Source organism: Paraburkholderia hospita (assembly GCF_002902965.1).
GTDB classification, from domain to species: Bacteria; Pseudomonadota; Gammaproteobacteria; order Burkholderiales; family Burkholderiaceae; genus Paraburkholderia; species Paraburkholderia hospita.
Genome location: NZ_CP026107.1, coordinates 2354916 through 2368443 on the forward strand (window position 1 = coordinate 2354916; position 13528 = coordinate 2368443).

Consider the following 13528-nt stretch of genomic DNA (forward strand, 5'->3'; position numbering starts at 1 on the left):
TTACTTGCCGATTTCGAAGAGCGCCAGTGTCACGACGCTCACTGCGCCGAGCCAGAGCCACGCGCGCAAGCCGCTGCGAAACAGGTACGCGACGGAGAACACGCCTGTCCAGACAAGCGGCACGAACAGCATCGCCGTTTCGGCTTTCGCGGCATCGACGCTCGCGCTCGGCGCGAGCCGGACGAGCAGGCCGCTCAACGCGAGGGCGACGATGAATCCGCAGATCACGCCCGCTGTCGTCTTGCCGATCCAGTGTCCTTCGACTTTCGCTTTCTTCGGCACGTCGCGGGTTGTGTCGCCCATGGCGCCGTTCCCGATGCGCGTCTGCGCAAAGCCGCCACGAACGGAAACGCGACGAAGCTCGCCATCACGGTCGTGATGACGATGGAAAGCGTCGTCGCCAGATGACCCGCGACGATGCCGGGAATCAGAGCCGCAATGGCGGCGACGAGCGCCGCGCTTCGGCAGCCGCGCGGCCACAACGGCGCGGCGCGCCATTGCTGACCCGGCGATCCAAGATAGAAGAGAAGCGCGCTGACAAACGCGAGCGCGACCGGCAAGAACTCGCGCATGGGCGGAACGCTGGACGAAACACTGACTTAATGAGAATCATTATCATACATCAGTGGGGCGATGGCCGCTCCGGAAGGCGCCGCTCAGAGCAAGCTCTCGCGCTTGCGAAACTCACGCGGCGACACGCCATTGCCATCGCGGAAACGTCTGCTGAAATGCGCCGCGTCATTGAAGCCGTTGCGATACGCAATCTGTTCGATCGACAGACCGGCTAACAACGGATTCAGCAACTCATCGCGACACCGCGCGAGCCTTTGCTGCAGCACGTATTTGCCATATTGCAGATCGAGCGTTTCAAAGAGCTTGTGCACGTAGCGCTTCGAGACACCCAAGGCCAGCGCGCACGCTTCGACATCCAGTTCCGGGTCGCACAGATTCGCTTCGATAAACCGCGTCAGTTGCACCCAGCGCAGCGGTTGCGCGACGGTTGGCGCCGCCTCGCGGCCAGTGCGCTGCGCGATTTCCTCCGCTTCCCGATATGCCGCGCCGAGCAACGCGACAAGCGCTTCTTCGGCGGCGGCGAGCGTGACGGGACTCATGCTCTCGAATGAAGGCAACACTTCGTCGACGAAACAATTCAGGCTCTTCACGATGCCCGATGCAGCATCCGCGCGCTGCGGACGAAACGTCGCGTGCCGCGAAACCGCTTGACCAAGAAAACGCGTAATCGGCAAACGGATCATCAGCAGATGCGCGGGTTCTTCGATACGCGCAACCGACGGCACGCGTGCCCGCCGAAACGTGATATCGCCCTTTGCGAACGGCAGCGTGCAGCCTTGCTGCGAGACCGTGCCGCGCCCCGCCAGCGCGACCAGCACGACGACGTCATCGCCCGTGAGCCAGCGCAGATGATCGTTGTCGTGCCGCACTTCCTGGCGGCCCATGTGCGCCGTCGCAAGCACGCCGCCGCCTGTCAGCCGGCATGCGCGCAACTCGTCTTGCGCGACATGTCCGTCGAACAGCAATTCGCCCGGCATCACGATGTAATCGAGCGAACGCTTCAACTCGTCGATACCGCTCGACGGCATCGGGTAGAGCGTCGGCGCATAAGGCAGACGAAACGCGGAACTGTCGGGCATGGCGAAATCCTCCCGGCCTCTACGCCGCTGGATAGTGATGATGTCGCAGCCAACCATTCTCGCATGTGCTCCCGCCCCACGCCGCGCTCAGAACAGCACGTCCGGCTCCCGCTTGATCACGCGTCGTGCGAACAGCGCAAAGCTCGACTTGACGATGCTCGGCAGCAACAGAAAATCGTGCGACTCTTTTGCGCGCGCCGCGTCGATGGGTTTCAGTTCGCCAACTGACTGCGCAAGAATCTGGCTGCGCGCCGCGCGCTCGATCAGCACCGACAGATACGCCGATTCTTCCAGCGAAGAAGTCGCCGCGAGAAAGCCATGGTTCGCCAGCAGAATCACCCGCTTGTTGCCGAGTGCCGTCGAAATGATCTCGCCTTCGCTATCGCCGATCGGCAAGCCGGGCCATTCGCGCAGGAACGCGCAGTCGTCGTGAAACGGCGTGGCGTCCATGTGCGCGACTTCGAGCGGACGTCCCGTCATCGACAGCGCGTTCACATACGGCGGATGCGTATGCACGATGCAGTACACGTCGGGCCGCCGCCGGTAGATCCACAGGTGAAAACGGATGGCCGGATTGGCCATGCCGCGGCCTTCGATCACGTTCATCTCGTCATCGATGCGGATTACGTTGCTGCGCGTGGCCTCGTCGAAGCCGTATGCCATCGCCGTGGTCAGAAACGTGCCGTCGGATTCGCGCACGGTGATCTGTCCGGCGAGCGTTTCAGAATGGCCCTCGTGCGCGAGCATGCGGCACGCGAGCGCGATTTTCTGACGCGCGTCCCACGCGCCCTGTTCGAGCTTGCGGTCCATCTTCGCGGCGAGGCCGTCGTTCAGTTCTCGGTCGTGTTCATTCATCGACTACTCCATTAGGAAAGCGTGTTTGCTTCGCGGTGCATCACGCGGAACGTGTGTCGCCCAGCGGATTCGTGCGAATCTCCGGCGCCTGAGTTAAGGGTTGCGCGTGCGTTGCATCGAGCGGGCGTCGCGGAGCAAAGAACGTAAAGCACGCAGCGACGAGCGCGCTCGCGGTAATGTAGGTCGCCACCGCGTTCGGATTGCCGTGGCCTTGCGCGAGCAACGACGAACAGATCAACGGATTGATGCCGCCGCCGACAATCGCGCCGATCGCGCCAATCGACACACCGGAGAATCGCACGCGCACATCGAACATGTCGGCAAAGAAGCCGCCTTGCGGGCCGTACATCATCGGATGCACGATGCCGAGCGCAAGCACGACGGCGACGGTGATCCACATAGGATCGCGCGTATTGAGCATCGTAAAGAACGGCCACACATAAAGCGCGCATGTGACCAGTCCGGCGAGATAGATCGGCTTTCGTCCGATGCGGTCCGACAGCGCCGCAAAGAACGGCACCATGAAGACGCCGAGCGCAGCGCCACTCATGATCGCGCCGAGAATCACGGACTTCGGCAGCTTGAGCTGCACCGTGACATACGCGACCGCGAACAGCACCACGAACACCGACCACGTGATTTCACCCAGTCGGGCCATGAAGACGATCAACACGGCGCGCGCGTGGTCGCGCATCAGGTCTCTGAGCGGAAAGCGCGCCACGCCGTGACGCGCCTGCAATTGCGCGAACTCGACGGTTTCCGGCAGACGCGCGCGGCCGACGAGCCCGATCACCACCAGCACCGCGCTAAACAGAAACGGCAGACGCCAGCCCCATGACAGAAACGCGGGCTCGGGCAACAGCGAAGTCAGCAGCAACGCGCCCGTCGACAGCAGCACGCCGCCGTAGCTGCCTGAGTTGCTCCAACTGCCGTAAAGTCCCCGGCGATGCGCGGGCGCGCTCTCGACGCCGAGCACGATCGCCCCGCTCTGCTCGCCGCCGATGGCGAACCCTTGCAGCACGCGCAGTGTCGTCAGCAGGATCGGCGCCCAGATGCCGATGGATGCGTAAGTCGGCAAACAGCCGACCAGCGTCGATGCGATGCCCATCACGAGCAGCGTGACCATCAGCAACGTCTTGCGGCCGATCCTGTCGCCGAAGTGCCCGCAGATCAGCGCCCCAGCGCCGCGCGCGAAATAGCCGGCCGCGTAGGTGCCGAGCGAGGCAATCGTGCCGGCGAGCGGATCGAGGTTCGGGAAAAAGAGCCGGTTGAACACGAGCGCCGAGGCCGTGCCGTACAGAAGGAAATCGTATTGCTCGATGGCCGTGCCAAGAAACGCGGAGACAAACACATACGGCCAGCGGGCGCGGGCAGGCGTGGACATGGGGACCTCGGGCGTGGGGTGTGATGCCTGCAGTATCGTTTTTGACACGCCCGAGAATTTGTCTATGCGCGAACCGATGTCTTGTTTGCGGGTGTACCTCTTGTGGCGCAACGCGGATGGGTTTTCTGCGTTGGTCGGGCTTAGCCGCGAAGCATTCGTCCCCAGCTTTTCACCGCATCGCCCGAGCAACTGCTGCTTCTCCATCCGATATGCCCATCCGGCCGCACGATCCAAACCGTGCCGCCTGACGCGCGAAACGTTGCCGCAAACTCGCCGCTCGTATCCGTTATCACCGTCATCAGTTCGCCGCCTGGCGCTTCGCCGTCCGGCGCCACAACCAGCACCGCTGACGCCGCGCCCGGCAACAACTCGGCAAACGCCCGACAGCCATCGGCAAACGCTTCAACCTGCGCGCCAGCCGCATCGACATAACCAAGCAGTACATGCCGTCCATGCCCGACAAACTCCTGCAATCGCCGTGGACGCCCCACAAAACGCTGCACCAAACCATACGCATCGGGCAGCCGGTCGCCCGGCGCTGGCAACTCCGGGTCCGCATCCGCGCACATATCGGCGACGATCGGACTGCCGCGATACGTCACCAGCAACTGCGTCTCGCGCATCGCCGGATTGGCGGCCTGGCGGGCGAGCACGGCGTTGAGCGCAGCGCTCGTCGACTGAACGACGTCCACGCCCACGGGATGCCGTTCCGCCGAATAACTGTCGAGCAACGCAGGATGCGCAAGACCTTTCGCCACGTGCGCGAGTTTCCAAGCGAGGTTGTGTGCGTCCTGCAAGCCCGTGTTCATCCCTTGCCCGCCGACAGGCGGATGAATATGCGCGGCGTCGCCCGCGATGAACACGCGGCCATGTCCATACTCAGACGCAATGCGATGGCTCACGCGATACACCGAGGACCAGCGCATCGAAGACAAACGCGTACCTTCCGGCAGCGAGGACAACAGCAGGGCGCACATCGTGTCGAAATCAGGTGCGGCAACTCCCGCCAGCGAAGCTGAATGCTCGTCAGGCACGATCATCGACAGCCGGTAGCGCCGCGCCGATCCACGAATCGGCACCGCCGCCACGCTGGTTTTCGCGCGCGCCGCGTCGCTCCATTCGAAGCGGTACATGGGCCCGCGCGGATGCGCCCAGTCGACGTCCACGTCGGCGAGCGCAAAAGTCTGTGGAAACTGCGCGCCTTCGTACGACAGGCCCAATGCCGAACGCACCTTGCTATGCGCCCCGTCACATCCGACGAGCCATCGGCAGCGCACCGTGCGCGCCTCGCCGTGTGGCCCCGTCAGAAACGCTTCGACGCCATCGCCCGTTTCGACAAAGCTGTCGAGCTTGAACCCATAGTGCACGCGCCCGCCATGCTCGGTGAATGCCGCTTCGAGCAGCCGCTCCGTCTCGTACTGCGCAAGCGAAAGCGACCCGTACGGCAAACCCTGCTCCGGCACATGCATGCTGCGCGCAGGCACCATCGCCCCGTCGACCCATGTTTCGACGCCTGTGAGCCAGACACCCGCCTCGATTGCGCGATCAACGATTCCCAGATCGTCGAAAATCTCCAGCGTGCGCGGCGTGATGCCGAGCGCCTTGCAGAAGAACCCTCTCGCCGGCATCCCGTCGATCACGCTCACGGCGACGCCATCGCGCTGCAATTCGGTGCCAAGCAGCAAGCCGACGGGACCAGCGCCGACGACGAGCACATCCACGTCTTCCATGTTCCGCTCCTCACGGTTCATCGCGCACCCAAATCGAATCAAGGCGAACTGTCACGCAAACCCAAAAAGAATAGGCGATACGGCACCGCATATCAGCGCAAGGGCGCGGTGAATGCACTCGCGCGCGTTATAGCGGCGAGCTATTGGCGGCATTGCCGCAAACGAATTCAGTTGCCCTTCGCCGTCGCATATATTGAAAGCGAGCAGATGCGCCGACAACGCGGCGATATGCGTAACCGCACATACCGCCACGCTTGTAACCGAGGTGCGGGCGCAGGACGGCGATCTGTCGCGCAAGCCCGACACCATCGTAAAACGCATAGTGGAGACATCCTCCCAAGGAGACGACGCATGTCAAACGATGCAAAGTGCCCGTTCATTCATGCCGCCGGCGGCGGAACGACCAATCGCGACTGGTGGCCGAAACAGCTTCGGCTGGACCTGCTCAGCCAGCACTCCAGCCGGTCCAATCCGCTGGATAAGGAATTCGACTACGCCAAGGCGTTCAAGACCCTCGACCTCGCCGCCGTCAAGCAAGACCTCGCGGCGCTGATGACCGATTCGCAGGACTGGTGGCCCGCGGACTTCGGCCACTATGGACCGCTGTTCATCCGCATGGCGTGGCATAGCGCCGGCACATACCGCACGGGCGACGGACGCGGAGGCGGCGGTCGCGGCCAGCAGCGTTTCGCGCCGCTGAACAGTTGGCCGGACAATGTCAGCCTCGACAAAGCCCGCCGCCTGCTCTGGCCGGTCAAGCAGAAATATGGCCAGAAAATTTCGTGGGCCGATCTGCTGATCCTGTCCGGCAATGTCGCGCTCGAAACCATGGGCTTCAAGACCTTCGGCTTCGCGGGCGGTCGCGAGGACACGTGGGAACCGGATCAGGACGTCTACTGGGGCAATGAAAAAACCTGGCTAGGCGGCGACGTCCGCTATGGCAAAGCCGCCGCGCCCCGCGACGCAAGCGACGAAGGCGTGCTCGTCGCCGACGAGGAACTGCACGGCGAAGAAGCCAGCCGCACCGACGGCGGGCGGAATCTGGAGAACCCGCTCGGCGCCGTGCAGATGGGCCTGATCTACGTGAACCCGGAAGGCCCGGACGGCAATCCCGATCCGCTCGCCGCCGCGCACGATATCCGCGAAACCTTCGCCCGCATGGCGATGAACGACGAGGAAACCGTCGCGCTGATCGCGGGCGGCCACACGTTCGGCAAAACGCACGGCGCCGGTCCCGCCGATAACGTCGGCGTGGAACCCGAAGCCGCCGAGCTCGAAAACCAGGGTCTGGGCTGGAAAAGCAGCTTCGGCAGCGGCAAGGGCGGCGACACGATCACGAGCGGCCTGGAAGTCACTTGGACGGCCACACCGACACAGTGGGGCATGGGCTTCTTCCAGAACCTGTTCGGCCACGAATGGGAATTGACCAAGAGCCCCGCCGGCGCGAACCAGTGGGTCGCCAAGGGCGCGACGGCGACGATCCCGCATGCGCACGATCCGTCGAAAAAGCTGCTGCCGACGATGCTCACCACCGACCTGTCGCTGCGCCTCGACCCCGAGTACGAGAAGATTTCACGGCGCTTCATGCAGAACCCGGATGAGTTCGCTGACGCGTTCGCGCGCGCCTGGTTCAAGCTGACGCACCGCGACATGGGGCCGCGCGCCCGCTATCTCGGCCCGGAAGTGCCCGCCGAAGAACTGCTGTGGCAGGACCCGATTCCCGCCGTGAATCATCCGTTGGTCGATACCAACGACATTGCGTCGCTGAAACAGAAAATTCTGGCTTCGGGGCTTTCCGTCGCGCAGCTGGTGTCGACGGCGTGGGCGGCGGCGTCGACGTTCCGCGGCTCGGACATGCGCGGCGGCGCCAATGGCGCGCGCATCCGCCTAGCGCCGCAGAAGGACTGGGCGGCCAATCAGCCCGAGCAACTGGCGAAGGTGCTGAAAACGCTCGAAGGCATCCAGAGCGAGTTCAACGGGGCGGCATCGGGTGGCAAGAAGATTTCGCTCGCCGATCTGATCGTGCTGGCGGGCGGCGCGGCGATCGAACAGGCCGCGAAGAACGCCGGGCATCTCGTCAGTGTGCCGTTCACGCCGGGGCGCATGGACGCGTCTCAGGAACAGACGGACGTGCAATCCGTCGCCATGCTGGAGCCGGTCGTCGATGGCTTCCGTAATTTCCTCAAGGGCAAGTACAACGTGCCGGCAGAAGCGCTGCTGATCGACAAGGCACAACGGCTGACGCTGACAGCGCCGGAGATGACGGTGTTGATCGGCGGCTTGCGCGTGCTGAACGTACACACGGGCGCCGATTCGCACGGTGTCTTCACGAAACGGCCCGAAACGCTGACCAATGACTTCTTCCGCAACCTGCTCGACATGGGCACGGAATGGACGCCCACGACACCCGCGCGCGAGGTGTTCGAAGGTGCCGACCGCCGAACGGGCGAAGTGAAGTGGACGGCCACGCGCGTCGATCTGATCTTCGGCTCGCATGCGCAGTTGCGCGCGCTTTGCGAGGTCTATGCGAGCGAGGACGCGCAGGAAAAATTCACGCGCGACTTCGTTGCAGCATGGGTGAAGGTGATGAACCTCGACCGCTTCGATCTGGCGTGAGCGGTTGCCGCGTTTGCGGCTGTTGAACGCGCGGTGCGATTGCCGTTGTTAAAGCGGCAACGCACCGCGTTGTTTTTTGCGCGCCGCGCATCACGCCGGCTGCGAGTGTGTCGCAGCGCGTGACACTTGCCCGACTCATTGACCACGCATCGACATTCCCTTGCGCGCCCACAAACGCCTCACAAACATGCGCCGTGGCGGCCCCAAAACTTGAAATCGGCGATGTGTCCCGCTATACCACAAACATCGGTCGGGAATCTGTAAGGATCGAGCGCCGTTCCGGCGCGGGTCGTCCCTAGTCGGACGAACGTGAATCCTTGGATCAGGAAGGTAAGCCATGTACCAGCAGACCTATAACCCGTTGGGCAATGCATTCCTTTCCACGATCGTTGCCGCGATCCCGATTCTGACGCTGCTCTACTTCATCGCGCTGCACCGCCACCGCGATGCACAGGGCAACGTGCATCTCGGCATCTCCGCGCCGTACGCAGCGTTTTTCGGCGTGATCGCCGCGTTCATCATCTCGTGTCTGGTCTTCAGGATGCCGGTGGCCTCGGCCGTTTCCGCGTTTGCGCTCGGTTCGCTTTCCGGCTTTCTCGGCATCATCTGGATCGTGCTCGCCGCGATGTTCCTGTACACGATGAGCGTCGTGACGGGCAAGTTCGAGATCGTCAAGGAGTCGATCGTCCACATTTCCTTCGATCGGCGGCTGCAATGCGTGCTGATCGCTTTTTCGTTCGGCGCGATCATCGAAGGCACGTCGGGCTTCGGCACGCCCGTCGCGATCGCTGGCGCCGTGATGGTCGGGCTCGGCTTCAGGCCTTTCCAGTCCGCCGTGCTCAATCTGCTGGCGAATACGGCACCCGTCGCCTGGGGCGCGATCGGCACGCCGATCGTCACGCTCGCGGCCGTGAGCGAACTCGATCAGGTCACGCTGTCGGCGATGGCTGGCCATCAATTGCCGTTCGTCTCGGTCCTCGTGCCTTTCTGGCTGGTCGCGACCTTCGTGAAGATGGAAGGCGGATCGTGGAAAGAAGTCTTCGAAGTCTGGCCCGCGATGCTATGTGCGGGCGGATCGTTCGCGCTCATGCAGTTCTACGCGTCGGGCAGCCCCGCGCTGCATCTGATGACGGACGTCGTATCCGGCGTGTTCTCGGTGATCTGCACGGCGCTGTTCCTGCGCTTCGTGTGGCACCCGAAAACACGCTTTCTGCTGCGCGATGAACGCGAAGCGCTCGCTCGCGCCGGCAAGGGCACGACACCCGTCACGGCGGACCGCGGCGAATGGAAGTACCCGTATTCAGCGGCGGAAACGGTCTATGCGTGGATGCCGTGGGTGATCCTGATCGCCTGTTGCGCGCTGTGGGGCGTGCCGGAGTTCAAGAAGCTGCTCAACAACCTGTTCGCGGGCGTCACGTTTTCGACGACGCTGCTCGGCTCGCCGTTCAAGGGCACGCTGTCGCTGCCCGTCTGGGACATGCCCGTGCTGCACAACCTCGTGCAGCGGATGCCGCCCGTCGTGGCCGCCAACGCGAAAGCGGAAGCGGCGCGCTTCACGATCAACTGGCTGTCGGCGGCGGGAACGGGCGTTTTTGTCGCCGCCGTGCTTTCGGGCCTCGTGCTGAGGCTAAGCGCCACGCAATGGAAAGACGCCTTCGTTCAGACCATGCGCCGGATGAAAATCCCCGTGCTGGTGATCGCCCAGGTGCTGGGCCTCGGTTTCCTCACACGCTACTCAGGCACCGACGCCGTCCTCGGCCTCGCGTTCACGGGGGCGGGGGTGCTCTATCCGTTCTTCGCGGCGTTCCTCGGTTGGCTCGGCGTGTTCCTGACGGGCTCCGACACGGCGTCGAACGCGTTGTTCGGCAGCCTGCAACGCATCACGGCGCAGCAGCTCAATCTGAACCCAATCCTGATCGTGGCGACGAACTCGACGGGCGGCGTGATGGGCAAGATGATCGACGCGCAGTCGATCATGGTCGCCTGCGCGGCCTGCTACGACGATCCGAAGGAGCGTTCGTTCGCGCTCGGGCCGATTTTCCGCACGGTGTTCTTCCATTCCATTGCCGGAGCCGCGTTAATCGGCGTGATTGCGATGTTGCAGGCGTATGTATTCCCCGGGATGATTCCGATCCCACCTGCTGGCAAATAACGCTGTCGTGGCCGTCTGGCCGCCCGCAGACGGCCGCCAACGCTCTCTTGCTCCCTCCGACCCGTTGCCTGCAGGCAACGCGACCTTGCGCGTCGGTATAACCCCGCTTGCATGTGCATTTTTTCACCGTTAACATAAAACGATATATACGGTTTTCTACACTGCGGAATTCGACGCGGTGTGGCGACAAGCGGTGATACCGCATCACACTACATAGAGCCTGTGTGGCAAGGGGGCGCATCATGTCCGACAAGCATCTCTCCAGTCAGTTCGACGCTGCGCTCAACATGCTATCGACCAACCTGCTGGAAATGGGCGGCGTAGTCGAACGGCAAATTACCCGCTGTCTGTCGTTGCTCGACGCCTATGACCCCGCGCTCGTCGAAGACATTCGCGACAGCGAGCGTGAGCTGAACGCGCTCGAAATCGAAATCGATGAAGAAATACACCGCGTGATCGCGCGCCGACAGCCGGCTGCACGCGACCTGCGGCTATTGATGGCCATGTCGAAGTGCGTCACCAACCTCGAACGCATGGGCGACGAAGCGCGCAAGATCTCCAAACGCATGCGGCGCATCGACGAATATGGCGGAACCTCGTCCATCTCGCTGGCCGAGCTGAAGCAGTGCGGTGAACTGGCGTCGTCGATCCTGCATCGGGTGCTCGACGCGTTTGCGCGCATGGACGCCGTGGCCGCCGCGCAGATCGTGCGCGACGACAAGGCCATCGACGATGTATTCCGCGCATTCGTCCAGCGGCTCGTGACACACATGAACGAGACGCCGCGCACCGTTTCGGTCGCGCTCGAATATCTGTTTATCGCGAAGGCGTTGGAGCGGATCGGCGATCACGCGAAGAACATTGCCGAATTCGTCGTGTTCGTCGTCAAGGGGCGCGATGTGCGCCACATTCCGCTACGCGAACTCGAACGCGAGGCATTGACGAACTGAGCACGAACTGACACACCGCATTGACACACATTAGCGGCAAATCAACGGGTCAGGCATCCGCATCGTTCACTCTTGCAGATACCTGATCACGATAGCAAACGCAGCCGCACCAGAACGTGACAGGAAAGCATCGCAGCGCATATGAATAGCTCGAATGCTTTCTTGTCGCGACGTACCACGTCGACAAGAATGAGCGCTCAAAGACGACCACTGCGCTCATTCCCATGTCGAAAGCACCCAGCCTGCAGCTCGATTCCGCCACGCTTGCCGACGAATACGATCGCCTCGGCATCCGCCAGTTCAATCATGGTCTGCAACTGCTCGACGCGCTCGACCTGCGTAAAGGCGAACGCGTGCTCGACATCGGCTGCGGCACGGGCCGTCTGACGGAATCGGCCGCCCAGCGCGTCGGCGCACAGGGCGAGGTGCTCGGCATCGATCCGTTGCCGCTGCGCGTTGAGCGCGCGCTGCAACGCGCGCAAGGCCGTTTCGCGGCGCGCGTCGGCCGTGCGGAGAAACTTGCGGAAATCGCCGACGCGCACTTCGACGTCGTCTACCTGAACAGCGTGATTCACTGGATACCGGACCAGCAAGAGGCGTTGCGCGAAGCGTGGCGCGTGCTGAAGCCCGGCGGCCGGATCGGCTTCACGACCATGCCCGCAGACGTGCCACACGACCTGCATCGCGTGCTGCACGCGCTGATTGCCGAAGACCCGGCGTCGCAACACGCGGAGATCGGCGCACCGAACAAGCTCACGCGCGAAAGCACGGCAACGCTACTGGCTTCCGTGGGCTTCGAACCCACGCTCAACGAGATCCGCGAGTTCGACGACGCATTCGACAACGTCGACGACGTGCTGTCCTTCAGCCGCGCGAGTTCCTTCGGCAATTTCCTGTCGTCGCTGCCCGATCCGCACATCGCGCGTCTGCGCGAGCGCCTCGCCGACGCGCTCGAATCGCATCGCGGTCCGCGTGGTCTGCAGTTGACGCGCCGCATGATCTTCACCACGGCTCGCAAACCGCTCGCGCACTAATCGCTCGGCGACGGTTCGCCACCTTCGGCATCCGCCCTTCATCACTTTTCTGTTTGCATTCGCTCATTCAATGGACAACCGATTCCGACGCACCTTCACGCTCGTGAAGTCCGTTCTGCTCGCGACCGCGCTTGCCTTCACCGTGCCGCAGGCGTACGCCGATAAACCCGCCGTGATCCGCATCGGCGTCGCACAGCAAGGCGCGGGCGATCCGCCCACGTTCGGCGGTTCGCCCGCCGCGACGGTGCAGCAGTTGCAATTGCTCGAAAAGGAATTCGCCGCCGACGGCATCAAGGTCGAATGGCTGTTCTTCAAGGGCGCGGGGCCCGCCGTCAACGAAGCAATCGCCGACAAATCGCTCGACTTCGCTTTTCAGGGCGATCTGCCTTCCGTTCTCGGCCGCGCGAACGGCTTGAAGACGCGCATTCTGCTCGAATCGGGCGTACGCGTCGGCGTGAAGATCGCCGTGCCGCCCGATTCGAACGTGCAGTCGGTGAAGGATCTGAAAGGCCGGCGCGTGTCGATCTTTCGCGGCACCAATCTGCAACTGGTCGCGGACAACGTGCTCGCCGCGAACCAGCTCGACGAACGCGACCTGCGCGTGATCAATCTCGACTCGGCGAGTTCGCTGGCGGCGTTGTCGTCGAAGGGCATCGACGCGTCGGTCAACGACTATCACCTCTACAAGCTGCGCGATCAGGGTCTCGCGAAGATCATCTACGAATCGCAGACGGACGGGCCGCAATTCACGCGACAGTCGCATCTGCTCGTGCTCGACGACTTCGACCGCGCGCATCCCGACATCGTGCAGCGCGTGGTCAATGGCTTCGTCAAAGGCGCGCAATGGTCGTCGGACGAAGCGAACCGCGACGCGCTCTTCAAGCTGTGGGCGAAGAGCGGCGTCACCTACTCGTCGTGGCAAGCGGAGTTCGCCAACCAGACTCTGAAGTCGCGCAATTCGCCGCTCGTCGATCCATTCATCCTGGCGCGCTACAAGGCCGTGGCGAACGACGCGCTCAAGCTCAAGCTGATCCGCCAACCCGTCGAAGTCGACGGCTGGTTCGAGACGCGCTATCTCGACAACGCACTGCGCACACAGTCGCTCGAGCACTACTGGACGCGTTACGACGCGCAAGGCAAACCGCTGGGTTGATG

The 13528-nt window shown here is 63.1% G+C and carries 10 protein-coding genes; 5 read left to right on the forward strand and 5 right to left on the reverse strand.

What is annotated here, in order from left to right; all coding sequences use genetic code 11:
* The 5 genes from C2L64_RS43995 to C2L64_RS44020 all read right to left on the reverse strand — a co-directional run bounded on the left by C2L64_RS43995 (position 1) and on the right by C2L64_RS44020 (position 5621).
* On the reverse strand, positions 1-303 hold the full coding sequence (locus tag C2L64_RS43995) for a hypothetical protein (RefSeq protein WP_063717388.1): 303 nt from the start codon (positions 301-303) through the stop codon (positions 1-3).
* A 353-nt stretch (positions 304-656) separates the two neighbouring features.
* Entirely contained in the window at positions 657-1652 is a 996-nt protein-coding gene (locus tag C2L64_RS44005; RefSeq protein WP_009771430.1) for a helix-turn-helix domain-containing protein, read from the reverse strand.
* Between the two features lie 87 nt (positions 1653-1739).
* Positions 1740-2507 carry an aldolase gene (locus C2L64_RS44010; RefSeq protein WP_009771429.1) on the reverse strand — a complete coding sequence of 256 codons (768 nt, stop codon included), beginning with the start codon at positions 2505-2507 and terminating at the stop codon, positions 1740-1742.
* 40 nt (positions 2508-2547) lie between these two features.
* Positions 2548-3891: an MFS transporter gene (locus C2L64_RS44015; RefSeq protein ID WP_007736337.1), complete on the reverse strand. Its 1344-nt coding sequence runs from the start codon at positions 3889-3891 to the stop codon at positions 2548-2550.
* A gap of 140 nt (positions 3892-4031) precedes the next feature.
* Entirely contained in the window at positions 4032-5621 is a 1590-nt protein-coding gene (locus C2L64_RS44020) for an FAD-dependent monooxygenase (protein WP_009771428.1), read from the reverse strand.
* 351 nt (positions 5622-5972) lie between these two features.
* Here C2L64_RS44020 and katG point away from each other — a divergent pair, with 351 nt between their 5' ends.
* The 5 genes from katG (at position 5973) to C2L64_RS44050 (ending at position 13526) form a co-directional block, all read left to right on the forward strand.
* Positions 5973-8237, forward strand: a complete 2265-nt coding sequence (katG, locus tag C2L64_RS44030; RefSeq protein ID WP_009771426.1) for a catalase/peroxidase HPI — start codon at positions 5973-5975, stop codon at positions 8235-8237.
* A gap of 337 nt (positions 8238-8574) precedes the next feature.
* Positions 8575-10389, forward strand: a complete 1815-nt coding sequence (locus tag C2L64_RS44035) for an L-lactate permease (protein ID WP_009771425.1) — start codon at positions 8575-8577, stop codon at positions 10387-10389.
* Between the two features lie 242 nt (positions 10390-10631).
* A complete protein-coding gene (phoU, locus tag C2L64_RS44040) occupies positions 10632-11339 on the forward strand; it encodes a phosphate signaling complex protein PhoU (RefSeq protein WP_009771424.1) in 708 nt (235 codons plus the stop codon).
* A gap of 224 nt (positions 11340-11563) precedes the next feature.
* Positions 11564-12373, forward strand: a complete 810-nt coding sequence (locus C2L64_RS44045) for a class I SAM-dependent methyltransferase (protein ID WP_009771423.1) — start codon at positions 11564-11566, stop codon at positions 12371-12373.
* Between the two features lie 70 nt (positions 12374-12443).
* Entirely contained in the window at positions 12444-13526 is a 1083-nt protein-coding gene (locus C2L64_RS44050; RefSeq protein ID WP_009771422.1) for an ABC transporter substrate-binding protein, read from the forward strand.
* The last annotated feature ends 2 nt before the right edge of the window (positions 13527-13528 follow it).